This window comes from Corallococcus sp. AB032C (genome assembly GCF_003668935.1).
Taxonomy (GTDB): Bacteria; Myxococcota; Myxococcia; order Myxococcales; family Myxococcaceae; genus Corallococcus; species Corallococcus exiguus.
The window spans coordinates 50,795-73,011 of record NZ_RAWP01000043.1; the positions used below are offsets into that span (position 1 = coordinate 50,795).

General features: G+C 71.1%; 17 protein-coding genes and 1 pseudogene. 7 read left to right on the forward strand and 11 right to left on the reverse strand.

Annotated features, from left to right (window positions below):
- Positions 1-19: 19 nt before the first annotated feature.
- Positions 20-1,228, reverse strand: coding sequence for a polysaccharide deacetylase family protein (locus D7X99_RS20265; RefSeq protein WP_121779219.1), 1,209 nt, complete (start codon positions 1,226-1,228; stop codon positions 20-22).
- Between the two features lie 102 nt (positions 1,229-1,330).
- Here D7X99_RS20265 and D7X99_RS20270 point away from each other — a divergent pair, with 102 nt between their 5' ends.
- From D7X99_RS20270 to D7X99_RS20285, 4 genes are all read left to right on the forward strand, one after another.
- The gene (locus D7X99_RS20270; protein ID WP_233613557.1) at positions 1,331-2,200 is read left to right on the forward strand and encodes an ABC transporter substrate-binding protein; all 870 of its coding nucleotides are present in this window, start codon (positions 1,331-1,333) and stop codon (positions 2,198-2,200) included.
- A gap of 11 nt (positions 2,201-2,211) precedes the next feature.
- A complete protein-coding gene (locus D7X99_RS20275; RefSeq protein ID WP_233613559.1) occupies positions 2,212-2,991 on the forward strand; it encodes an ABC transporter ATP-binding protein in 780 nt (259 codons plus the stop codon).
- On the forward strand, positions 2,988-3,923 hold the full coding sequence (locus D7X99_RS20280; RefSeq protein ID WP_121779222.1) for an iron ABC transporter permease: 936 nt from the start codon (positions 2,988-2,990) through the stop codon (positions 3,921-3,923). The genes D7X99_RS20275 and D7X99_RS20280 overlap by 4 nt, the downstream gene beginning before the upstream one ends.
- 142 nt (positions 3,924-4,065) lie before the next feature.
- Positions 4,066-4,905, forward strand: a complete 840-nt coding sequence (locus tag D7X99_RS20285; protein ID WP_121779223.1) for a lipopolysaccharide assembly protein LapB — start codon at positions 4,066-4,068, stop codon at positions 4,903-4,905.
- 21 nt (positions 4,906-4,926) lie between these two features.
- Here the strand turns inward: D7X99_RS20285 and D7X99_RS20290 are convergent, their stop codons facing one another.
- The 3 genes from D7X99_RS20290 to D7X99_RS20300 all read right to left on the reverse strand — a co-directional run bounded on the left by D7X99_RS20290 (position 4,927) and on the right by D7X99_RS20300 (position 9,967).
- Positions 4,927-5,145 (reverse strand): DUF3185 family protein, encoded by a 219-nt coding sequence (locus D7X99_RS20290; RefSeq protein ID WP_014396547.1) that lies wholly within the window; start codon positions 5,143-5,145, stop codon positions 4,927-4,929.
- A gap of 51 nt (positions 5,146-5,196) precedes the next feature.
- Positions 5,197-8,448 carry a ribonuclease R gene (gene rnr, locus D7X99_RS20295; RefSeq protein WP_121779224.1) on the reverse strand — a complete coding sequence of 1,084 codons (3,252 nt, stop codon included), beginning with the start codon at positions 8,446-8,448 and terminating at the stop codon, positions 5,197-5,199.
- Positions 8,449-8,575: 127 nt separating this feature from the next.
- Entirely contained in the window at positions 8,576-9,967 is a 1,392-nt protein-coding gene (locus D7X99_RS20300; protein WP_121753636.1) for a protease inhibitor I42 family protein, read from the reverse strand.
- 162 nt (positions 9,968-10,129) lie between these two features.
- Here D7X99_RS20300 and glp point away from each other — a divergent pair, with 162 nt between their 5' ends.
- The 3 genes from glp to D7X99_RS20315 all read left to right on the forward strand — a co-directional run bounded on the left by glp (position 10,130) and on the right by D7X99_RS20315 (position 13,012).
- Complete coding sequence (gene glp, locus D7X99_RS20305) at positions 10,130-11,359, forward strand: gephyrin-like molybdotransferase Glp (RefSeq protein WP_121779225.1); 1,230 nt, start codon at positions 10,130-10,132, stop codon at positions 11,357-11,359.
- A 122-nt stretch (positions 11,360-11,481) separates the two neighbouring features.
- The gene (ribA, locus tag D7X99_RS20310; RefSeq protein WP_121779226.1) at positions 11,482-12,156 is read left to right on the forward strand and encodes a GTP cyclohydrolase II; all 675 of its coding nucleotides are present in this window, start codon (positions 11,482-11,484) and stop codon (positions 12,154-12,156) included.
- Between the two features lie 34 nt (positions 12,157-12,190).
- Positions 12,191-13,012, forward strand: a complete 822-nt coding sequence (locus D7X99_RS20315) for an MBL fold metallo-hydrolase (RefSeq protein WP_121779227.1) — start codon at positions 12,191-12,193, stop codon at positions 13,010-13,012.
- A 6-nt stretch (positions 13,013-13,018) separates the two neighbouring features.
- Here D7X99_RS20315 and lipB read toward each other — a convergent pair whose 3' ends face one another.
- The 7 genes and pseudogenes from lipB to D7X99_RS20350 form a co-directional block, all read right to left on the reverse strand.
- Positions 13,019-14,104 (reverse strand): lipoyl(octanoyl) transferase LipB, encoded by a 1,086-nt coding sequence (gene lipB, locus D7X99_RS20320; RefSeq protein WP_121779228.1) that lies wholly within the window; start codon positions 14,102-14,104, stop codon positions 13,019-13,021.
- On the reverse strand, positions 14,101-15,861 hold the full coding sequence (locus D7X99_RS44515) for a ClpX C4-type zinc finger protein (RefSeq protein WP_121779229.1): 1,761 nt from the start codon (positions 15,859-15,861) through the stop codon (positions 14,101-14,103). Before D7X99_RS44515 ends, lipB begins: the two co-directional genes overlap by 4 nt.
- Before the next feature lie 99 nt (positions 15,862-15,960).
- Entirely contained in the window at positions 15,961-17,232 is a 1,272-nt protein-coding gene (locus D7X99_RS20330) for a dihydrolipoamide acetyltransferase family protein (protein WP_121779230.1), read from the reverse strand.
- A 43-nt stretch (positions 17,233-17,275) separates the two neighbouring features.
- Positions 17,276-18,205 (reverse strand): lipoyl synthase, encoded by a 930-nt coding sequence (gene lipA / locus D7X99_RS20335; protein WP_120577810.1) that lies wholly within the window; start codon positions 18,203-18,205, stop codon positions 17,276-17,278.
- Positions 18,206-18,495: 290 nt separating this feature from the next.
- A complete protein-coding gene (locus tag D7X99_RS20340; protein ID WP_121779231.1) occupies positions 18,496-19,941 on the reverse strand; it encodes an OmpA family protein in 1,446 nt (481 codons plus the stop codon).
- 209 nt (positions 19,942-20,150) lie between these two features.
- Positions 20,151-21,323 carry a SpoIID/LytB domain-containing protein gene (locus tag D7X99_RS20345; protein ID WP_121779232.1) on the reverse strand — a complete coding sequence of 391 codons (1,173 nt, stop codon included), beginning with the start codon at positions 21,321-21,323 and terminating at the stop codon, positions 20,151-20,153.
- Positions 21,320-22,217: pseudogene (locus tag D7X99_RS20350) on the reverse strand (penicillin-binding protein 1C); the annotation flags it as partial. The pseudogene D7X99_RS20350 and the gene D7X99_RS20345, both read right to left, overlap by 4 nt.

Genomic DNA, 22,217 nt, shown 5'->3' on the forward strand with positions numbered 1-22,217 from the left:
GCGCGCGGTGACGCTACGACTACGGCACGAGCACGAAGTCGTCCACGTACAGCGTGCCCTGATCCGAACCCGATTCATCCATCACGTAGAAGTCATCCACCGTGCCAGACGTCGCGCCCAGGGCGCTGAGCGGAATGGAGACCTTCTGCCAGGTCCCCGCCGAGATGGGGTGCCCCAGCGCCGTCTCCAGGCTGATGCTGCCCAGCGGCGTGCCGCCGTTGTAGAGCGCCAGCCGCACCTGCTGTCCACCCGTCGTGCCTCCGTGCACCCAGAGGTCGATGGACTGGTACAGCGACAGGTCCAATCCCGAGTGGTGGAACATCAGCGCCTCCCAGTAGTCCGGCTCGAAGCTGACCGCCGTGGAGCCGGAGTGCACCGTGACGGACTGGTCCAGATCATGCGTCGCCCAGCTCCAGTTCTGGAAGCCGCTGCCCATCGCGTCGTCGTAGACCACCGTGCCCACGGACGGCGGCGCCTCCGTGAGGCCGTCCGTCAGCGCGAGCCCCTGCTCCACCGTCACCGTGCGGATGCCCGTCGACTGCACGTAGTTGAGGATGTTCGTGAAGTTCGTCGTCCGGTACTGCGTCTCTCGCGTGGGCGTGCTGCTGGTGAACTCGTGGAAGAGGATGATGAGCCAGCTCTTCTCCGCGATGGCCTGGTTGATCCACCCCTTCACCTGCGCCACCGTCACGGCGCTCGACACGTCGTTGGCGCGCAGTTCGTAGATGACCGTGTCCTTGAAGTTGCGGCCCGCGTTGATGGTGCGGTGGCTGGCGTACTCCGTCTTCAGCGCCGTCATCACCGTCGCGTTGTACGCGCCGTAGGGTGACGCGAAATCCTTGCCGCACGTCGCCCCCACGTTCGTCTGCAACCACGTGCGCGAGTCGTGCAGTTCCGACGTCAGCTGCGCGGGCGTCAGCGACGTGAGGTCCGAGTGCGTGCGCGTGTGGCTGGCGATTTCATTGCCCTCCGCCTTGAGCGTCTGCACCTGCGCGAGGCTCATGTAACCGCCCCAACCCTGCGCCACCGCGTCGGTGACCAGGTAGTACGTCGCGGGGATGTTCCGCGACTTCAGCGCCGGCCGCGCCAGCGAGTACTGCGTGCTCCAGCCGTCATCCAACGTGATGGAGATCATCCCTTCCGCGAACGGCGACGCGGCAAAGGCCGAGGAAGTGCAAAGCAGCGCCGCGGCGCATAGCGCGCGGGACGTCCAATTCATCCAGGTCATGTCCGGGTATCCCCTCTGTGAGGAACTCCCAGGATAAGCGAAACCCAGACACCGCTTCCCGGACACCCGTCCGTGACGCGCGTGCTAGAAGTCGGCCCGCCCATGAGTCTCTTCCGCCTCCCCTCCCTGCTCTGCGTGGTGCTCGCGCTCGCGGCGGGCTGCCAGCGTCCCGCCCCCTCCTCTCCGGAAGCCCAGGCGCGGCGGATCGTCTCGCTGTCGCCCTCGGTCACGGAGACGCTGTTCGCGCTGGGCGCGGGCTCGGAGATCGTGGGCGTGTCCGACTACACCGCCCTGCCCCAAGGCACGCCCGCCCTGCCCAAGGTGGGCACCACGTTCGCGCCGAACTTCGAAGCCATCGCGAAGCTCAAGCCCACGCTGCTCGTGGATCAACAGGTGAAGCAGGCCCCCGCGGAGGCGCTCTCCGCGCTCGCGCCGCTGAAGGTGCTGCCGTGGACTTCGCTCCAGGAAGTCGTCGGCAGTGTGAAGGAACTGGGCCGGCTGAGCGGCCGCGAGCCCCAGGCCGCGGCGCTCGCGGAGAAGCTGAACCAGACGCTGTCTCGCCCCGCGCCGAAGGATGCTCCCCGCGTGTTGCTGGTGCTGGGCGACACGGCGGGCACGCTGTCGGAGGTCTGGTACATGAAGCGCGCGTCACTGCACGGCGCCGCGCTGGAGGCGGCGGGGGCTCGCAACGCCGTCGCGGAGGACGTCACGGGGCCGCCCAACCTGTCGCTGGAGGGCGTCATCGCGCTGGATCCGGACGCGGTGCTGGTGCTGATCAGCGCGCCGGCCCTGGATGCCGCGAAGCAGGCGCAGCTCCTCGCTCCATGGAAGCAGCTCACCGGCCTGCGCTCGGCGCGGGAGGACCGGGTGCGGCTGGTCATTGGGCCCGACGTGCAGTCCACCGGGCCCGCCATCCTCGATGTCGTCGAGCGGCTCCGCGCCGCCTTGGGCACCCTGCCCTCCTCGCGATGACGGCCGGGCTGATGCTGGACGCGGTGACGGTGCGGGCTCGGGGGCGGACGCTGCTGGACAGCGTGTCCCTGCGCGTGGCCCCCGGTGACTTCGTGGCCATCGTCGGGCCCAACGGCGCGGGCAAGTCCACGCTCCTGCGCGTGGCGCTGGGCCTGCTGCGTCCGGACGCCGGGCATGTGTTCGTGGACGGGCAGGACATGTCGGGCCTCGCTCCCCGGGAGCGCGCGGCGCGGCTCGCGTGGCTGCCCCAGCGGCTGGAAGCGGCGGAACCCATCACCGCACTGGAGCAGGTCGTCTCCGCGCGCTACCGCTTCCCCGAATCCCGCCGCGCCTCCGAGACAGCGGCGCACCAGGCGCTGGCGGAAGCAGGCGCCCAATCCTTCGCCCTGCGTCCCATCACGGAGCTGTCCGGCGGTGAGCGGCAGCGCGTGGCGGTCGCCGCGCTGCTCGCGCAGGAGACTCCACTGGTGCTGCTGGATGAGCCCGCCAACTTCCTGGACCCCGCGCAGCAGTTGGAGCTGTACACGCGCATGGGCCACCTCTGGCGCGCGGGGCGCGGCATCCTCTGCGTCACCCACGACGTCAACGTCATCTCGCACGCCCACGCGCCAGGCACGCGCGCTCCCCGCGTCGTAGGCCTGTTCCAGGGCCGCGTGGCCTTCGAGCGGAACCACGACGCCCCCGACCTGGGCGAACAGCTGGGCGAGCTGTTCGGCGTTCGCATGCACGGGATGTCCGTGGAAGGCCATCGCGTCTTCGTGGGCCTGCCCCGGAGCGGAGGCGCCTCGTGAAGGCCTGGCTCCTCCTGGCGGTCTGCGTGGCCGCGTGCGCTGTGGCGCCGTTCATCGGTCCGGGGCTCTCCCCGGACTCGGCGGACTTCGTCTTCTGGCAGCTGCGCGTGCCCCGCACGCTGATGGCCATGTTGGTCGGCGGCACGCTGTCGCTGGTGGGCGCGGTGTACCAGTCCCTCTTCGCGAATCCGCTCGCCGCGCCCAGCACCGTGGGCACCACCGCGGGGGCGACCCTGGGCGCGCTGGTGGCCATCATCCTGGGGGCGCGGCTCGCGCCGGGTGGAGCGCCGATCATCACCGCCGCGGCCTTCATGGGGGCGCTCGGCGTCAGCCTGGTGGTGGCCGCCATCGCCGCGGGCCGCCGCGTGCGGATGAACGACGTGGTGCTCGCCGGCATCGCGTGCTCCATGGCGGCGGGCGCCATCTCCACCGGCCTGCAGTTCACCGCGGACTCCGCCGAGCTCATGGCCGCCATGCGCTGGTCGCTCGGCCACCTGCCGCAGGTGGGCTACGCGGGCGTGCGGCTCCTCACCCCGTTCGCGGCCGTCACCATCGTGGGGCTGCTCGCCCTCACCCGCGCGCTGGAGGTCTTCATCGCCGGCGAGGAGCACGCCGAGTCCCAGGGGGTCCCCGTCCGCCGCGTCCGCACGGTGGCCATTGGCCTGGGGGCGCTGGGCGTCGCCGCCTGCGTCGCGTGGTGCGGCCCCATCGCCTTCGTGGAGCTCATCGTCCCGCACCTGGTGCGCCGGACGCTCGGTGTGAGTCGCCGGGTGCTGCTGCCTGGGTCCGTGGTGGTGGGAGCCGCGTTCCTCGCGTTGTGCGATGCGTCGGCGCGGATGATCCTCCCCGGGCGTGAATTGCCCGTGGGAGTGGTGACGGCCGCCCTGGGCGCGCCCCTGCTCGTCTCCCTGCTCGCGCGCGCACGCTCCTGAAGCGCCCTGCCGGACAGGGCCACCCGGAGCGCAGCACCGCCTTCAGGACGAGGGGTACACGAGGCGAGTTCGGGTATATTCCGCGCCGCGTGGGGCCCCCGGCTGGGACGTGCCCCCTGGAACTTCACGAAAGGCTTTGGGCATGAAGCGACTGGGTAGCGTGGGTTTGATGCTGGGTGTGCTGACCCTGGGCGGTTCCTTCGGCTGCGCCGATGAGAAGGAAGAGAAGGCCAAGGAGCACCGCGCCAAGGGCTCCAACTTCCTCCTCGAGAAGAAGTACGCGGAGGCGGCGAAGGAGTACGACGAGTCGCTGAAGATCGACCCGAACCAGGAGAAGGTCTGGGAGAAGATGGCCTTCGCGCACCTGCAGGCGGGTGAGACGGACCAGGCCGCGCAGGCCGCGCTGAAGCTGCTGGACTACGCGAAGACGCCCGAGGCGAAGGCCGACGTCTACCGCAACGTCGCGGCGATGTACGCGAAGAACGGCCCGCTGGAAAAGGCGAAGCAGTACTTCGAGGAGTGCCTGAAGATCAACCCGAAGGACACCGACGCGCTCAGCTGGATCGCGGAGGTGCACTCGCAGCGCGGTGGCGCCCGCAACCCGAACGCGCCCGCGGTCCCGGCGGAGCTGGACCTGGCGCTGAAGACGTATGATCAGGTCATCGCCATCAACCCGGACCTGCCCAACCCGTACCTGAACAAGCGCGTCGCGATGTTCAAGTACATCGAGCACGAGAAGTCGCTGCAGCAGGCCGCCGAGCAGGAGGCCATCGAGGCCGCCACGCCGCCCAAGCCGGAGAAGGGCAAGAAGGCCGTGGTGGATCCGCAGGCCGCGGAGCGCGTCGCCGCCGCCAAGGCCAGCGCCGCCGCGCACGCCAAGCGCATTGAGGAACTGACGGCCCAGGTCACCGAGGCGACCAAGCAGTTCGGCGAGGCGACCAAGCGCGCCAAGGCCGCGCAGGCCTCCGGCGCCACCAAGTAGTCCGGGTGGAGGGGACGGGGCCTAACGCCGGCCTCGTCCTCCCCCGAAGAGGGCCAGCAGCACGCCGCCCACGAGCGCGGCGCCGCCGCCCGCGACGTAGAGCGTGGTCTGCTCGGTGTTGCGTCCGGTGATGAGCTCGGTGGCGCGCTCCGTGAGCGAGTCCCGCGCCTTGAGCCCGGTGAACAGCAGCACTCCGCCCGCCACCGCGAGCATCAACCCCACGATTCGCACAGCACCCACAAGGCCTCCTTGAGTGGAACGGCTGCGTGGCCGGAAGGTCCAGCCCCGCGTTCAGCGCTTGCGCTTGCCCGGGGCGCCTCGCCCCTGCTTCTTGCTCGCGCCCTTCGAGCCGCCGGCCTTCGTTGGCGCGGACGTCTTCGAGGGCTTCGCGCTCGCGCCAGAGGCCGCCTTGCGGACCTTCTTGGACGCGCCCGCGCGGCCCGGAGCCGCCTCCGTGGAGAGCTGGCCCCGCTGCGCGGCCAGCGCGCGGATCCGGTCGAAGCCCGGGTGCGGTGAAGCGGCTGGAGCGGTGTCGTCGGAGTCGAAAGCGGGCGGCGTGAAGGCCTCGCGAGAAGGCTTCGCGCGGGAAGCAGCCGCGTCGCCCGAACTCTCCGCGTCCCAGGTCTCACGGGAGCGCTTCGCGTCGCGCACGGCCTCGTCGCCGGAGCGGTCCGCGCCGGAAGGCTCGTCGCGGGACGTCGTGCCGGACTCGATGCCCTCATCGGCCGCGGGGAACGAGGGACGGATGACCTTGCGCTTGCCCTTGGCTGGAGCGGCGGGCTCCGCCTTCGGCGCGGAGGACTCTTCCGTGCGAGAACGCAGGAAGCGGGACGTGGCGCGAGCAGGCGCGGCCTCCTCGCGGCGCCCTTCCCGGCTGAACCGTCCTCGCGGACGCTGCGCGGCCGGCGCTTCTCCCAGGACTTCATCGCCATAGCCGGAGACCGTCGCGGCCTCCACCGTGGCGGCGTCCTCGGGCGTGGGCGGCTCCCACGCCTTCTTCACGCCGAACGGCGTCTCCTCCGACTCGCCGAGCGACCGCCACTGCTCCGCGTCCGCGGCCTGGTCCGCCCCAGCGGGCTTGCGCGACGGCGTGCGGCCCGTCTTCGAGGCCTCGCGCTCGCCGCGTCCGAGCCTGCCACCCTTGTGACGGCCCGGCGCTTCGTTCACGTACTCGCGGCGGCGCGGGGGCGGACGTTCGCCACCGGTCCGCTGGAGCGGGGCCTCGTCCGCGAACTGGAGCGCCTCGAAGTCGATCTTCCGCGACGTCGTGTTCGCGGACAGCAGCCGCACGCGAAGCTTCTGCCCTACGCGCACGCGCCGGCCATTCGAATACACGAGCGAGTGCGTGCGCTTGTCCAGCTTGGAGCCCGGCCCCAGCGACTCCGCCTTCACCAGGCCCTCGACGTGGACCTCGTCCAGCTCCACGAAGAAGCCGAACTCTGCGATGCCCGCCACGGTCGCGTCGAACTCCTCGCCCACGCGGTCCTTCATCATCAGGGCCGCGTAGAACGCCACCACCTCGCGCTCCACCGTCATGGCCGCGCGCTCGCGCTCCGAGCACTGCTGCGCCATGCCCTCCAGCCGCTCCTCCTCGCGGTCCAGCTGCGCGTCCGAGGGCTTCTTGCCCTTGCGCGCCCACACCGCCTTCAGGACGCGGTGCACCAGCAGGTCGGGATAGCGCCGGATGGGCGACGTGAAGTGAAGGTAGTTCTCCGCCGCCAGGCCGTAGTGGCCCACGCGCGTCGCCGTGTACACGGCCTGCATCATGGAGCGCAGCAACAGCTGGTTCAGCGCCCGCTGCTCCGGGTGCCCCTGCAGCTGTGTGATGAACGCGTCCAGCTCCTTGGACGAAACGCCATCCTCCACGTCGAGCTGGAAGCCATACGCCTCCGCCAGCACCGCGAACGCCGCCAGCTTCTGCGGATCCGGCTCGCCGTGGAACCGGTACACCGTGGGCAGGCCCTCGTCCTGGAAGTACGTGGCCACCGCCTCGTTGGCGGCCAGCATGCACTCCTCGATGAGCCGGTGGCTGTCCTTGCGCTCGCGCTTCTCCATGCGCTGCGGCAGGCCGTCATCGCCCAGCAGCACCTTGTGCTCCGGCACGTCGAAGTCGATGGCGCCTCGCGCCTTGCGCATGCCCATCAGCGCGCGCGCCAGCGCCATCAACTGCTCGAACTGGGGCTTGAGGAAGTTGCGGTGCGGCACGTCCTTGCCGTCCAGGACGTCCTGCACCTCGTTGTACGTGCAGCGCGCCACGCTGCGCATCACCGCAGGGTACAGCTCGTGCGTGCGCCGCTGGCCGTGGCGGTCGAACGTCATGTCCGCAACCATGCACAGCCGGTCTTCATCCGGGCGCAGCGAACAGATGCCGTTGGACAGCCGCTCCGGCAACATCGGCAGCACGCGGTCCGGCAGGTACACGGACGTCGCGCGGTTGAGCGCCTCCGCGTCCAGCGCGCTGCGCTCCTTCACGTAGTGCGACACGTCCGCGATGGCCACTACCAGCCGCCAGCCCCCAGCCTGGGGCTCCGCGTACACGGCGTCGTCGAAGTCGCGCGCGTCCTCACCGTCAATGGTGATGAGCGGCATCGAGCGCAGGTCGCGGCGGTTGCCCTCCGTGGCCTCCGCTTCCGTGACCTTCACCGCGAACGCATCCGCCTCGTCCATCACCTCCGGCGGGAACTCGTCGGAGAAGCCATGAGCGAAGGCGGACCCCAGCACCTCCGCGCTCGGGTCGCCCGGCCGTCCCAGCGAACCGGCCACTTCACCGAACAGCCCCTGCCCGGGCTCCAGCAGGTCCGCGCCCACGCCCAGGCGGACCTTCACCAGGTCGCCGTCGCGCGCCATCTGCGTCGGCGGCACGCGGATGGGCCCCGGCAGGCTCGTGTCCGTGGTCATCACCAGCGAGTGCCGGCCCTGCGCCACGTACGTGCCCACCGCCAGCTCACGCCGCCGGTTGATCACGCGCACCAGCCGGCCCTCGAAGCGGCCCGGCCGTCCCGCCACCTCCACGATGACGCGGTCGTTGTCGAGCGCCCGCTGCGCCTCGCCGGGCGGCAGGAAGATGTTCTCGCCCTCGCCCGACACCGGGTGCACGAAGCCGAAGCCGTCCCGGTGCATGTGGAGGATGCCCTCCACCGCGGGCTGTCCGGAGTCCTCGAAGCGGTCGTCCCGGAAGCCGCGCTGCAGGGAGCGCCGGACGTCGCCACCGCCGCGGAAGCCTGGACGGTCGTCGCGGAAGCCGCCGCGGCGCTCCTCGCGTCCGCTGCCTGGGGCGGGGCCCCGCTTCTTGAAGGGCGGCGCGGAGGCGTCTTGGCGCGATTCGGAGCTGGCCTCGGGCGCGCGGGGCACGCGAGTGCCTTCCAGGCGGAAGCGCTTGCCGTCCTTGACGATGGTGCCCGCGCGCACCAGTTCACGCAGGGCGCGCTTGAGCTCGGTCTGCTGGCCGGGATTCATCCCCGCGACGCGAAGGAGCTCCTTCACGCCCAAGGGGTGATCGGCTTCAGCGAGCAGCTGTCGGATGTGATCTTGGGAGAGGCTCACGGTGGGGATGCGGCAAGGCCGCTGAGGGAACGGGTAAGCCCGAAGGGTGCGGGCGGGAACCCCCCGGCTCCCATTCGCCCTCCCTGGCAGACCTTGCGGTCCAGGGAGGGCCCGTGCGCCCAAGCCGTCAGGGCTTGACGGTGACGCTGATCTTGAAGGAGCGCTCCACCACACCCGGCGTGAACGCCTTGGCGAGGAAGAACTCCACTTCGAAGTTGCCGGGGTTGCGCGGCGTGAAGAAGAACTCGCGGGTGGCGGGGCCGCCGGCGGCGCCCTGCTCGAAGTTGGCCTCGCGCAGACCCACGCGCTTGGCCAGCGTCGGCTCGATGGCCCAGGTGGCGCCGGGCTGCTCCTGCAGGCGCACCGTGAGGCCGTGGTTGAGCTTCACATCCACGGACGTGGGCACCTCGCCCTCGATGTGCACCAGCTCCATCTCGTCGCGCGACACCGAGCGCGCCTCGGACGGACGCGGCTCCACCGTCTCCGCGGTGATGCGGCCACCCCAGCCGGACGTCTTGTCCACCACGCCCGTCACCTGGAGCGTCTGCCCCACGTGCTTGCGCAGGCTCTTCACCGCCGCCTTGCCCTCGATGGCGAAGGACACCTGCTGGCGCGTGCCGCCGTTGGACACGACGAGCACGAAGTCCTCGCCCATCATCTCCAGGTTGCCCCGGATGCTGGCGAAGCCCTTGATGCCGGCGCCCATGCCCGCGGCGACGGCCATGGAGACCTCGCCGGGCGACAGGTAGCGCAGCTTCGGCTCTGAATCCGACGGAGCCGGCGCGACCTCTTCCACCTCGGGCTTCTTGGCGGAGTACTTGCGTACCTCCACCACGCCGCTGTGGTTGGTCGTCTTCTTGATGAGGCCGCTCACGGAGACCTTGTGGTCCACGTAGGCCGGCAGCACTTCCTGATCCGGTCCCTGCAACAGGAACGTCAGCTCGCGCTTGTCGCGGCCCACGACGACCAGGTGGGGCATCTCGCCGCTGAGGACGAGCCGGCCCTTGAGGCTGCCCTCGCCCGTCACGCCGCGGCCCTCGCCGGCGGTGAGCAGCTGCTCCATCTCACGCTTCGTGAGCGGCTCGCCCACGGGCGGAAGCTTCGTGGCGCGCGGGCGCGGCTTCTCCACGGCAGGACCGGCGGGGACGGCCGACGGGGCCTTGCCTCCCGCCTTCCCGGCACCCTTCTTTCCGGGAGGGGCGGCGGGCGCGGTCTTCGCGGCGGGCGCGGCCTTGCCGGCCTTCGCGGGAGGCGCCGGAGGAGCGACCTTGGCCGCCGCCTTCTTGGCGACCGCGGGGGCCTTCTCCACCTTCTCCGCCACCGCCTTCTTCGCCGCCGCGACCTTTCCCTTCGCCCCTTCAGCCACCGCCTTGACGACCTTCGTCGCGGCCGTCGCCACCTTCTTCGATGCGTTCCTGATCAGATCCAGGCGGGCCGCGTTGTCCTTCTTCGCGGCAGGCTTCGCACCGGCTTTTGCAGCGGGAGTCGGCTTCTTCGCCCCGGACTTGGGCTTGGCCATCGACGCTGTCTCCTTGGAAATTTCCCGTGTGCTATCAACGGGTTGGCGGGACGCCCCTGCTGTTGGACGCGAGCCTCGCGATCACGATTGCTTGTAACGATGATCAGCTGGGCTGTCAAACTAACACTTGATTTTCCCACGGACTTTGGGTGGGAAAACAGCATGAGTGACGCCCCTGAATTGCTGCCGGTGGAGGAGGCCCGAGCGCGGATCCTCGGGCTGTGCACGCCGCTGGCCACCGAGTGGGTGCCCGGGGATGACGCCCTGGGCCGCGCGCTGGCCGAGGACGTCCCCGCCCGCCGCACCCTGCCCCCCTGGGACAACTCCGCCATGGACGGCTTCGCGGTCCAGGCCCGGGACCTGGCGGGCCCCCTGCCCGTGCGCCTGACGGTGGGCGAGACGGTGTTCGCCGGCAGGCGCCCCACCCGGGAGGTCGTCCCCGGCACGTGCGCTCGCATCATGACCGGGGCCCCCCTGCCCACCGGCGCGGACGCGGTGGTGATGCGCGAGCGCACCCGCCCCGATCCAGGCGAACCGGACACCGTGGAGATCCTGGAGGCCGTGGGGCCGGGGAACTTCGTCCGCCCCCGGGGCGAGGACGCGAAGGAAGGCGACGTCTTGCTGCGGCGCGGCACGCCCCTGGGCATCCCGGAGCTGGGGCTCTTGTGGGCGCAGGGCCAGGGCACGGTGCCGGTGCCCCGCCGGCCGCGCGTGGCGGTGCTGTCCACCGGAGACGAGCTGTGCCGCGTGGACGAGCCCCCCGGCGACGGCATCGTGGACATCAACGCCCCCGCCCTGGCCCTGGCGGTGCGGCGCGCGGGCGGCGTGCCCACGCTCCTGGGTATCGCCCGGGACACGCGCCAGGCCGTCCAGGAGGCCCTGGCGCGCGCCGAGGGCTTCGACGTGGTGCTCACCAGCGCCGGCGTCTCCGTGGGCGACCACGACTTCGTGAAGGACGCCCTGGAGGCCCTGGGCGTGGAGCAGCGCTTCTGGCGCGTGGCCATCAAGCCCGGCAAGCCGCTGGTGGTGGGCCAGCGAGGCTCCACCCTCTTCATGGGCCTGCCCGGCAACCCCACGTCTTCCCTGGTGACCTTCGAGCTCTTCGTGCGCCCCGCCCTCCGCCGGCTCCTGGGGCACGCGGACGTGGAGCCGCCCCGCGTCGCCGGTCGCTTGGAGGGACGGCTCTCCAAGGCCCCAGGGCTTGCCCACTTTGTGCGCGTCACAGCCACCTGGCGGGCGGGCGAGCTGTGGGCAAAACCCCTGGGGACTCAGACGTCGGGTGCCCTGCGTTCAGCTGCGGCAGCCACACATTTGCTTCACTTCCCCCGAGAAACCAACAGCCTGGCTGATGGCTCCCATGTGGAGCTGCTCCCCCTCTCGTGGGTCGCTTGAGCAACGCAGTCCACGTCCGCCGCATCCAAACAGGCGGGTTTCACCACACCCATCGGGGTGTCACCTTGACTTGCATCCAGGGGGGCGAGAAGAAACGGCCCCTCTCTGGGAGACGACCTACCATGTCCGACACGCGCTCACCCCAGGTCCTGCCGACCCATAAGCCGACCCAGCACCTGGAGCGGTTCTCGGAGGCGGACGTGCCCACGGCCCGCGGGGTGCTGAAGACCATCGTCTTCCGCGACAAGCGGAACGGCCGCGAGCACGTGGCGCTGGTGGTGGGCGAGCCCAAGGGGCTGGAGGGGGTGCCGGTGCGCATCCACTCCGAGTGCCTCACGAGCGAGGTCTTCGGCAGCCTCAAGTGCGACTGCCGCGAGCAGTTGGACCGGGCGCTGGACTTCGTGTCCCAGAACGGGCTGGGCGTGGTGCTGTACCTGCGCCAGGAGGGCCGGGGCATCGGCCTGGGCAACAAGATCAAGGCCTACGCCCTGCAGTCCAAGGGCCTGGACACCTACGAGGCCAATCGCCAGCTGGGCTTCGCGGATGACTTGCGCTCGTACGACATCGCTGCGGAAATGCTGCGATCGTTGGATGTGCGGTCGGTGGACCTGATCACCAACAATCCGCTGAAGATCGCGGGGCTGGTGGAGGAAGGCGTGGCGGTTCGGCGCCGAATCCCTTCCCGGACCGAGCACAATCCGCATAACGTCGACTATTTGAAGACGAAGCGCGAGCGTACGGGGCACCTGATTGAGCTCTTCGCGGAGGACGACGACACGGAAGCCAAGGCCGGCTGAGCGCCCGGCCCGGCGGAGCACCGCGCGCTTCGAGGTGCGCTTCTGGGGGGTGCGCGGTTCCATCCCCTCGCCAGGTCCGGCGACGAAGCGCTACGGCGGCAACACGCCGTGCGTGGAGGTCCGCTGCGGAGACGAGCTGCTCATCTTCGACCTGGGCTCTGGAGCACGAGGCCTGGGAGATGCGCTGGTGGCGACGCGCAAGCCCGTCAAGGCGTCCATCTTCATCTCGCACTACCACTACGACCACCTGCAGGGCCTGCCGTTCTTCTCGCCGATGTTCTCTCCGGCGAACGACGTGACGCTGTACGGGTCACCTCGGGACGGCAAGTCGCTCAAGCAGATCCTGGCCGGGCAGATGGTGCACCCCTACTTCCCGGTGACGGCGGAGGAGGTGTTCCGCACGCGTCTGGCGTACCGGGACGTGGTGGTGGGCGAGGACATCCCGGTGGGCAAGGCGACGGTGCGCACGCTGGAGCTGAACCACCCCGGCGGCAACGTGGGCTACCGGGTGGACTTCGGCGGGCGCTCGCTGGTGTACGCGACGGACGTGGAGCACGGCACCGACCTGGACGCGAAGCTGTTCGACTTCGCGCGGGGCGCGGACGCGCTCATCTACGACTCCATGTACACGGAGGACGAGTACCGCGGCCGCAACGGGCCGGCCCGCACGGGCTGGGGCCACTCCACGTGGGAGGCGGCGGTGCGCGCGGCGGACGCCAGCGAGGTGAAGCAGCTGGTGCTCTTCCACCACGACCCGGGTCGCGACGACGCGGGCATGGACAAGCTGCTGCGCGAGGTGCGCAAGCACCGCAAGGCCACCATCGCCGCGAAAGAGGCGATGGTCATCCAGCTGTAACGGGCGTCATGGCCTGGGCGCGCTGAGCGCCCGGGTCACCGTCTCGCGCAGGCCCCGGAAGGGCAGCCGCGCGAGCGCCGTGGGCACGTCCACCCACTCGAAGGCGTCGTGCTCCGGGCCCAGGCGCACCTGGGTGTCCGGCGCGGCGTGCACCGCGAAGCCGTGCTCCTCCACCAGCTTCGGCGGCAGTGATTCCCCCAGCGCGAACGCGTGGCGGTAGGCCAGGTCCAACACGGGGAGCTGAAGGCCCGTCTCCTCCGCCACCTCGCGGCGGGCGGCCTCCACGGGCGACTCACCCGGCTCCAGGCGCCCCGTCACCGTCTGCCAGAAGCCACCGCGCTCCGGCGTCCGGCGCAGGAGCAGCACGCGCGCCTCCGCCCCCCGGCCGTGCATCACTGCGACGCTCACCGTGCGCAGGTCCACCGTGCCGTCGACGCGTTGGGCATCGAAGACCTGGGTGAACTCGCGCGCGAGCACCTCCTCCACGTCCGGCACGGACACGGGGTGGCCCAGCTCGCGCTGCATGGACGTGACGCCCGCTTCACGGATGCCGCACGGGACGATGAGCTGGAAGTGCTCCAGGTTCGTGTTCACGTTGAGCGCGAAGCCGTGCGTGGTGAGCCAGCGCGACAGGTGCACGCCAATGGCCCCAATCTTCCGCGCGTCCGGCGAGCCCTCCTGTCCCAGCCATACGCCCGGCCACTTGGGGATGGCGCCGGCGGTGAGGCCGAAGGTCGCGAGCGTCTGGATGAGGCCGCGCTCCACGTCGCGCACGTAGCGGCGCACGTCGCGGCGCTCCGGTGGCAACAGGAGGATGGGGTAGCCCACCACCTGTCCGGGGCCGTGGTAGGTGACGTCGCCGCCGCGGTTGGTGTCGAACACCTCCACGCCCTCTTCCGCGAGGCGCGCGTCCGTGGCGGTGATGTTCTCGCGCTTCGCGGCGCGGCCCAGCGTGAGGACGGGTGGGTGCTCCAGCAGCAGCAGCGCGTCCCCGATGCGCTCCTGCAGGCGGGCCTCGCCTAACAGGTGCATCAGCTTCAGTCCGTCCTCGTACTCCACCCGGCCCAGGCGGAAGACGGTGAGCGTGTTCATGGTGATCCCTTTCGCCCCCCTCGTGGGTTGTGGGATGGCGCGGCGGGCGTCTGGGCCGCTTCCAGGCTCCAGCTGCCCGCGTAGACGCGTGACAGGAGTGCCTGGAGCTCATGCCCCGCGCGTGGGGAGCGGACCGCTTCGGCGGCGAACGCTCCCAGGACTTCGTCCGTCAGGGTGACCGCCGGCTGACGCAGGGCCAGGATGCGGCGGGCCACTTCGACCAGCTCCGGCACCGTGGGGCGGCGCACCGGGAGCAGCACCTGCACGCGCTCCAGGAGCGACACCGGCACGGTGCCCTGCACGGCTTCAATCATGCCCGCGGTGGTGGGGACGGGCAGGCTGCCACCCTCCCCTCGCACCCACAGGCCCAGCGATGACACGGCGCCGCGAGCACTCATCACCACCGCGCGCGCCGGGCGGTTCGCGAGGAACGCCGTCAACGCGGCCTGGGCCCGGGGCTCCAGGCGGTCCACGTCCTCCACGAGGAGCGGCTCCGTGCCCGGCGTGGACTCCAGCGCGTCCACGGACGCGAGCACGCCCTGGCCGCGCCGCTGGAGCGACTGGAAGAAGAGACTCTTGCCGCAGCCCTCCGGGCCCACGAGCAGCAGGCAGCGCGCGCCCGCCTGGACCGTGCGCTCCAACAGGGTCTTCACCTCGTCGTGGCCCACCATCTCCACGGCCCCGGCGCGCGGCTCCTCCACCACCGGCTTGCGCACGGGAGACGGAGCGACGACGTCGCCCAGCAGGCCCTGGGATTCGCCCAGGCAGCCCTTGCAGATGAACGCGCCCGCCGGGCCCGCCACCAGGTCGCCCACCTCGCCTCGGGGCCGGCAGCAGAACGAGCACCATGCGTCCAGGGCCGGGTCCGCGCGGGTCGGGCCCCGCTCGATGATGCGCTTCTCGCGCCGACGGCTCCGCACGGGTTCGGCGTGCACGGGCGAGGCGTCCTCGTCTGGCGGCCGCAGGAGTCCTCCGGGAACGACCGGGCCCTCGGCGCCCGAGGCGCGCAGCAGGCCCGTCGCGGGGTCGAGTTCGTCCTCTTCCGGAGGCAGGAGCATTCCGCCTGGGACGACGACGTCGTCGTCAGGGGCCTCGCGCTGGCCGCCCGGACCGACGGCCTGCATCCGCCCGGACAGCGGCCGCGACTCAGCCAAGGCGACACCCTCCGCTGACGGCCGCGAAGCATCGCGATTCGCAACCGAACGCGGCTCCCCGCTAGAAGCGGTGGCTTCCACGTCTTCGAGCGAAGCTCGCGGGCCACCGGCATCGATACCGGCGGAGCCCTCAGGGACGGAGGCCGTGCTCGTGGCTCGAGTCGCGGAGGCGGTCCCCTCATGCGGGGTGACGGCCTCGGCCGGGGACCGCGCACCGATGGCGGCGATCCTTCCAGCGAGCCGGGGCAGGCCGGGTTCGGTGGGTGGCTCCGAGCCGCTGTCCACGGTGGAGTCCTCCAGCGTGTGCGCCACGGCGTCCGCCTTGTCGTTGAACGCGTCGGAGACGGCGTCGCCAAAGCTCACCGCGCGGAACGCCACGGCGTCCTTGTTGCCCGTCATCGCCGCGGTGAAGGCCGGGCTGACGTCCGGGGCGCGGGCCTTCATCTGGCGCGCCTGCCGCAACAGCTGCGAGGCGCGCGAGGTGTGCCCGGACTTCTGGTACAGCGCGGCGGCCTGCTCCAGGCACTCCGACGCTCGCGCGCGGTCCCCCTGGAGCTCGGCGGTCTGCGCGGCGCGGATCAACTCACGGGGATTGTCGGCCATCGCGGATGCCCGCCTTCAACGTTGCTGTTCCGGAGGTCCCCCGCTTCCCGGCCGCCCCCCGGAGCAGGAGCGGTCGGGAGTGCCCCACGACGCGTGTCCTCACGCCATCGCGAGGAACAGCAGGTCCGGCGCTTCCAGGTACTTGATGATCTCGTACACGAAGCTCGCCGCGACATCGCCGTCGATGACGCGGTGGTCGCAGGACAGCGACAGGTTCATCATGTCCCGGACCACGACCTGGTCGTTCTTCACCGCCGGGCGCTTCTTCAGCTTGTGAACGCCCAGGATGCCCACCTCCGGGTGGTTCAGGATGGGCGTGGCGAACAGGCCGCCGCTCTGCCCCAGCGACGTAATCGTGAAGGTGCCGCCCGTCAGCTCCTCCATCTTCAGCTTGCGGTCGCGCGCCGCGACGCTCAGGCGGGTGATCTCCTTCGCCAGCTCGCCCAGCGTGAGCTGGTCCGCGTTGCGCACCACCGCCACCGTGAGGCCGTCCGGCGTGGCCACCGCGATGCCAATGTTGTACTCGCCGCGCACCACCAGCTCCTGCGTCGCCTCGTCGAAGTTCGCGTTGAGGTGCGGGAACTTCTTCATCGCGGCGATGGTCGCCTTCACGATGAACGGCAGGTAGGTCAGCTTCGTGCCGTCACCGGCCGCCGCCAGCTGGCTGTTGAGCCGCGTGCGCAGCGCGACCAGGTCCGTGGCGTCCACCTCCTCCACGAACGCGAAGTGCGGCATCGTGAACTTCGAGCGCACCATCTTCTCGGCGATCTTCTTGCGCAGGCCGCGCAGCGCGATGCGCTCGTCGCCCTTGCCCGCGGACAGCGGCGCCGCCGGACGCGCGGCCTGGGGCGCGGGGGCCGCGACCTCGTTCTTCTTCGGCGCGCCAGTGCCACCCTCCAGCGCAGCCACCACGTCCGCCTTCGTCACGCGGCCCTGCGGACCGGAGCCGGAGATCTCCGCCAGGTCCAGGCCGTGCTCGCGCGCCATGCGGCGCGTGACCGGCGTGGCCAGCACCTTCGTGGCGGAAGCCGGGGCCGCGGGCGCCGCAGCCTGAGCGGGGCTCGAAGCCGGAGCCGAGGGAGCGCCGTGGGACGCCGGGGCGCCGTGGGCCTGCGCCGATGGAGCGCCGCCCTCCATCTCCAGCGTCACCAGCAGCTGGTGCACCTTCGCCATGTCGCCCTCACGGCCGTGCGTCTTCACGACGCGGCCGGCGTGGGGGGTGGGCACGGTGACGGTGGCCTTGTCCGTCATCACCTCGCAGAGCACCTGGTCTTCCTTCACCAGGTCGCCCTCCTTGACGTGCCACTTCACGAGCTCGCCCTCCGACACGCCTTCGCCGAGATCCGGGAGCTTGAATTCGAAAGTCGCCATGAGGGGGTGTGTCTCTCTCTGGTTGGGGAAGGGGGGCGTCCGGTCAGCCGAGTCGCTCGACGCGCTCGCGCTCCATCAGGCCCTTCATGAAGAACTCGGCGGCGCGGTAGCTGGAGCGAACCAGCGGCCCAGACGCCACGTAGAGGAATCCGAAGGACTCCGCCAGCGCCTTGTAGGCTTCGAACTGCGGGGGCGTCACGAAGCGCTCCACGCGCAGGTGGTACTGCGACGGCTGCAGGTACTGGCCCAGCGTGAGCACGTCCACGCCCACGTCGCGCAGGTCCTTGAACGTGCGCTCCAGTTCCTCGTCCGTCTCGCCCAGGCCCACCATGACGGACGTCTTGGTGTAGACCTTCTCCGGGCGGTTCTTGAGGTACTCCAGCACGCGCAGGGACTGGCGGTACGTCGCGCGGCGGTCGCGCACCGTGGGCGTCAGCCGCTCCACCGTCTCCACGTTGTGCGCCACCACGTGCGGCTTCGCCTGCGCCACCGTGGCCAGGTCCTCTTCCTTCCCCTTGAAGTCGGGGATGAGCACCTCCACGAGCGTGCGCGGGCTCTCCTTGCGCAGCTCCCGGATGGCGGACGCGAAGTGGCCGGCGCCTCCATCCGGACGGTCGTCGCGGTTCACCGACGTGACGACGATGTACTCCAGGTTCATCTCCCGCACCGCCTGCGCCAGATGGATGGGCTCCATCGGGTCCAGCGGCGGGGGCGCCCCCACCTTCACGTGGCAGAAGCGGCAGGCGCGCGTGCACACCTCGCCCATCAGCATCACCGTGGCGGTGCCACCGCCCCAGCACTCGGCGATGTTCGGGCAGCGGGCTTCCTCGCACACCGTGGAAAGCCCCACCCGCTTCACGATGGCCTTCACCCGCTCATAGCCCTCGCCATGCGGCAGGCGCACCTTCAACCACTCGGGTTTACGGGTGCTCTCAGAGACCTGTGGGAGGGGAAACCGGTCGGGAGTCGCCATGGGTCGCGGGCCTTCTAGAGGGTGGGTGAAAGCAGGGTCAAGCGTGAAGCCCTAACGCCTCGCGTTAGCGCGGGCCAACCCCGAGGACAACTTCCGGGAGGTGTAACGCGGTGGACAGGGCGGGGCCATGCGCGGCGGGCATCCTCCACCTCCAGCGGGACCCGAGCGGCTGGAGCGCCTCCTCGGCCGCCTGCCGGGCGGGGTGCGAGCACGACCTCGTGACTCAAGACAGCGGCGCCCGGCCCTCTCAGTGAAGACCGGACGCCGCCAGGACCGCGTGCCCAGGGGGCTTACTGACCGAGCACCTGCACCTCGATGCGGCGGTTCTGCACGCGGCCCTCGGGGGTGTCGTTGGGGGCGATGGGGTTCGCGTCACCCTCGCCGCTGACCTCGATGCGAGCCTGCGGGATGCCATCGCGCACCAGCGACCGGCGCACGCTCTCCGCGCGGGTCTGCGACAGCTGGCGGTTGGTGTCCGCGTTGCCGGTGGAGTCCGTGAAGCCATTGATGCGCACGCGCGTGTCGGTCTTCTCCTTCAACACGTCACCCAGCTCGCCCACCATCTTCTGGCTCTTGGCGGTGAGCTGCGACGAGCCCGTCTTGAACTCCACGCCCTCCAGCACGAAGCCCTGCTCCGCGCTCGGGCCGTTGAAGGCCTCACGCAGGCTGTTGGGGTCGCTCGCGCGCATCTTCTCCTGGCCCGAGCCACCGGTGCCCGCTTCCTCCTTCTTCTGGGTGTCCGCCGCGCCCGCGGTCTGCTTCTCCACGTCGCCGGAGCCGCCCGTGCCCTCATCGGTCTGCGTGCCGGCACCACCCGTGGCGGGCGGGGTCGGCTGCGCGGTCCGCGGAGGCTCCGCGGGAGGCGTCGCGGGCTGCGGCTGCGTGGGCCGCACGGGCTCGGGGGCCTGCGCGACACGCTCCTGCGCGGGAGGCGGTGTGGTGCGACTCACCTGCGGGGCCCGGGCGGGCTCGTGCCTGCGTCCACGCAGGGCGCCCCACGCGAGCGCGACCAGGGCGAGCAGGGCCAGCGGAATCGCCCAGCCGGCGATGCTCTTCTTCTTCTCCGGCGGACGGTTGTAGGTCGTCCGGGGCGTCGTCTCGCGCACGGTATGGGCCTCGCGCACGGGCGCCGTCTCACGGACCTGCGTCACGGTCTCGCGGTGGGGTTCGATGACCTCCGCGACCGCGTGGCGCGCACCGCCGAAGCCCAGGATGCCGCCCAGGCCCGCCGGCAGCGCGGCGGCGATGTTGTTGCGCTGGCCGTTGAGCAACTGCATCAGCCCGGACGAGCCCATGCGCTGATCACGCACCTGTTTGCCCAGGACGCCCATCAGCATGGGTGCGGCCAGGGACAACAGCCGCGTCGCCGAGCCGGCGTTGCGCATCCCGCCGAAGCGCGTGAGCCCGTCGGTGATGCCGCCAAGCTTGTTGCCGAAGATGCCGCTCAGCATCCCCTTCCCGCTCTCCTCCTCGTCGAGGAGCCCCTCTCCGACGCCCCCGGCGCGTGGGGGGGCGTCCGGTCCGGTGTAGCCGCCCTCGTTGAGCTTCGTCAGCAGGCGGTGGGCACCGGCCTCGTTTCCGCCCTGGTCCGCGACGCCCGCGGCCACGGCGGCGATGGCGCCCGGCAGCGCCTTGGTGGTGGCCTGCGGATCCTCGCCCAGCGAGCCGCTGATCTTCTGGAGCAATCCCTTCTGCATGAACTGTGAGCCGACTGCTTCGATCAGATTGAACGCCATGTGATGCCTCCCGGTTGGGTTCCGCACCGGGATGGCCGGTGCGCGAAGCCACCTCCCCACCGGACCGCGCGGGGCTGAGGGCTCTGGTGCAATCGATACGGAGCACGACGGCTGCTGGTAAGCCCTCACAGAGAGGCCAGGGGAGAGCCCCCGGAGGGCCGTCACCTGCGCGGACGACTGCGAACGGGAGGCCCTCGCGGCCCTCGCGTTCACTTGTCCTGAGGCTTCTCCAGGAGGGCGCGCGGGAAGTAGTGCGCGAGCAACTGCTCCGCGGTCCAGCCCTGCCGTGCGAGCAGGGCCGCGCCGGCCTGACAGAGGCCGACTCCGTGGCCGTGGCCCTGTCCTTCGAGGAGTGCCTGGTCACCGCCAAGCGTCATCGAGAACCGCGCACTGCGGATCCGATCCCAACCGGCACGCGCTCCGAGCGCGCGGAAGAACGCGTCACCGCGGCCCTCGCGCCCCGAAGCGCGGTCCACGATGCGCACCACCGCGCCACTGGAGTCCCGGTCCAGCAGCAGATCCTCCGCCTGCGCAGGGCCACCGACCGCGACCGAAGCGGCGGCCGTCACCAACGCGCGAGGCACGACGGCGCGCCACGGCGAAGCGGGACAGCGGTCGGGCACGGCGGCGGCACCGGTGAGGTCGGGGGCACCGAACACGGCCACGGGCTCGGCCGTATGTCCGCCGCAGCTTGCGTGGAATGGAGCGAGGGCCACGGCGCCACCGGGCAGCCGCAACACGACGCCTTCCGTGGAGCGGGCGGCATCGCGCGCGCGGCGCAGATGGCGGGCGAAGCCCTCACCGCGAAGGACCTGGCAGTGGGTGAGGTCGCAGGCCCGTGCCTCGTCGTGCCGCTTGCCGGAAGCGAGCACGTAGCTGCGCGCGGTGATGGCCTGGGCACGGAGCGCCTCGAAGGGGGTGTCGACCTCGGTCTCGCTCGCGGTGACAGCGGCGACGTAGGCTTCCAGCGCGAAGGTGGCGACGACGATCAGTTCACCGTCCCTGGCCTCCAGCGAAAGCGTGGCCTCATAGCGCCGGTCCAAACCACGGCCCCGGACATGCCAGCGGGCAGAGTCGAGTCGCAGGGCGTCAGGCTGGGGGCGGCCGTCCACGACGAGCGTGTCTCCCGAGGCAACGACCTCGAGCGAGCGCGGGCCGTCCAGCCGCAGCCGCGCGGGCCGGTGCTTGGAGAGGATGCGAACGTCGACCTGTGTATCGGTCGCGGGCTGACTCGTGCGGGCTGCTGGCAACGACCGCGCGGACAGAGAAGTGGAGCGGACATGCGTATCAGCCGCCAGCAACAGCGAGCCCGTACTCTCGACGCCAGGCGCCGTGCCCGCCACCAGCGCGGCGATGAGCACGGCCACGCCCGCTGCGTTCATCGGACCCGGAACCGCGTCACCGCCAGCGGCTCGGCGCCACCGGGCGCCCAGAGTTCCAACCGGCGCTCGCCCGCCACCGCTGGCAGCCGTGTCACGAAGGGCGGACGCAGCTCGATGCGGCGGCCGTCGTCCGTGCGCAGTTCCAGCAGCTTCGCCCCCTGCGGCGCCATCACCCGCACGGGCACGGCCTGCGCGCTTTCGGGCAGCTCGGGCTCCACCAGGAACTCATCCCCGTTCGCCGGCAGGATGAAGCCGGGCTGCGCCCCCGGTCCTCCCTCGGCGCTCACCGACGTGGAGGCCAGTCCTTCCGCCTGTGCCCATGCGAGATATGCCGGGCCCACGTCCAGCGAGCCGTCGCCACGGTGCATGGTGCACGTGTGGCGCGGCGCCGTGCCCGGCAGGTAGACCTCCTTCATCGCGCCGGGACAGTTCGGGCCTGCGCGCTCGCCGGACAACGGGCAGATCTCCGCGGCCTCGAAGTGGCTCCGGTCCACCAGCGGCGCGGCCCGAAGGCCCCTCATCGCCAGCGCCATCACCCGCGCGAACACCGGGCCCGCGCCCGTGATGCCGGACACCCCGCGCATCGGCGTGCCGTCGAAGTTGCCAACCCAGACGGCCACCGTGCGCTCGCGCGTGAAGCCCGCCGCCCAGTTGTCCACGTGCGCCCGGCTCGTCCCCGTCTTCGCCGCCACGCGGAACGGCAACCGCAACGCATTGTCCAGGCCAAAGGCCGGTGCCCGCGCGGCCTCGTCCGCCAGCACGTCCGTGAGCAGCTCCACCGGCCGAGCCGCCAGGAAGCGGTGCTCCTCCAACTCCTGCGGAATCCTCAGCGGCTTGCCATCCGGCCCGAACGCGACGCGCACCTCCCTCAACGGCCCCACCACCCCACCCCGC

Coding starts and splice junctions, on each gene's coding strand:
- D7X99_RS20265 (WP_121779219.1), bottom strand. CDS start 1,228: ATGACCTGGATGAATTGGACGTCCCGCGCGCTATGCGCCGCGGCGCTG.
- D7X99_RS20270 (WP_233613557.1), top strand. CDS start 1,331: ATGAGTCTCTTCCGCCTCCCCTCCCTGCTCTGCGTGGTGCTCGCGCTC.
- D7X99_RS20275 (WP_233613559.1), top strand. CDS start 2,212: ATGCTGGACGCGGTGACGGTGCGGGCTCGGGGGCGGACGCTGCTGGAC.
- D7X99_RS20285 (WP_121779223.1), top strand. CDS start 4,066: ATGAAGCGACTGGGTAGCGTGGGTTTGATGCTGGGTGTGCTGACCCTG.
- D7X99_RS20300 (WP_121753636.1), bottom strand. CDS start 9,967: ATGGCCAAGCCCAAGTCCGGGGCGAAGAAGCCGACTCCCGCTGCAAAA.
- glp (WP_121779225.1), top strand. CDS start 10,130: ATGAGTGACGCCCCTGAATTGCTGCCGGTGGAGGAGGCCCGAGCGCGG.
- ribA (WP_121779226.1), top strand. CDS start 11,482: ATGTCCGACACGCGCTCACCCCAGGTCCTGCCGACCCATAAGCCGACC.
- lipB (WP_121779228.1), bottom strand. CDS start 14,104: ATGAACACGCTCACCGTCTTCCGCCTGGGCCGGGTGGAGTACGAGGAC.
- D7X99_RS44515 (WP_121779229.1), bottom strand. CDS start 15,861: ATGGCCGACAATCCCCGTGAGTTGATCCGCGCCGCGCAGACCGCCGAG.
- D7X99_RS20330 (WP_121779230.1), bottom strand. CDS start 17,232: ATGGCGACTTTCGAATTCAAGCTCCCGGATCTCGGCGAAGGCGTGTCG.
- lipA (WP_120577810.1), bottom strand. CDS start 18,205: ATGGCGACTCCCGACCGGTTTCCCCTCCCACAGGTCTCTGAGAGCACC.
- D7X99_RS20340 (WP_121779231.1), bottom strand. CDS start 19,941: ATGGCGTTCAATCTGATCGAAGCAGTCGGCTCACAGTTCATGCAGAAG.
- D7X99_RS20345 (WP_121779232.1), bottom strand. CDS start 21,323: ATGAACGCAGCGGGCGTGGCCGTGCTCATCGCCGCGCTGGTGGCGGGC.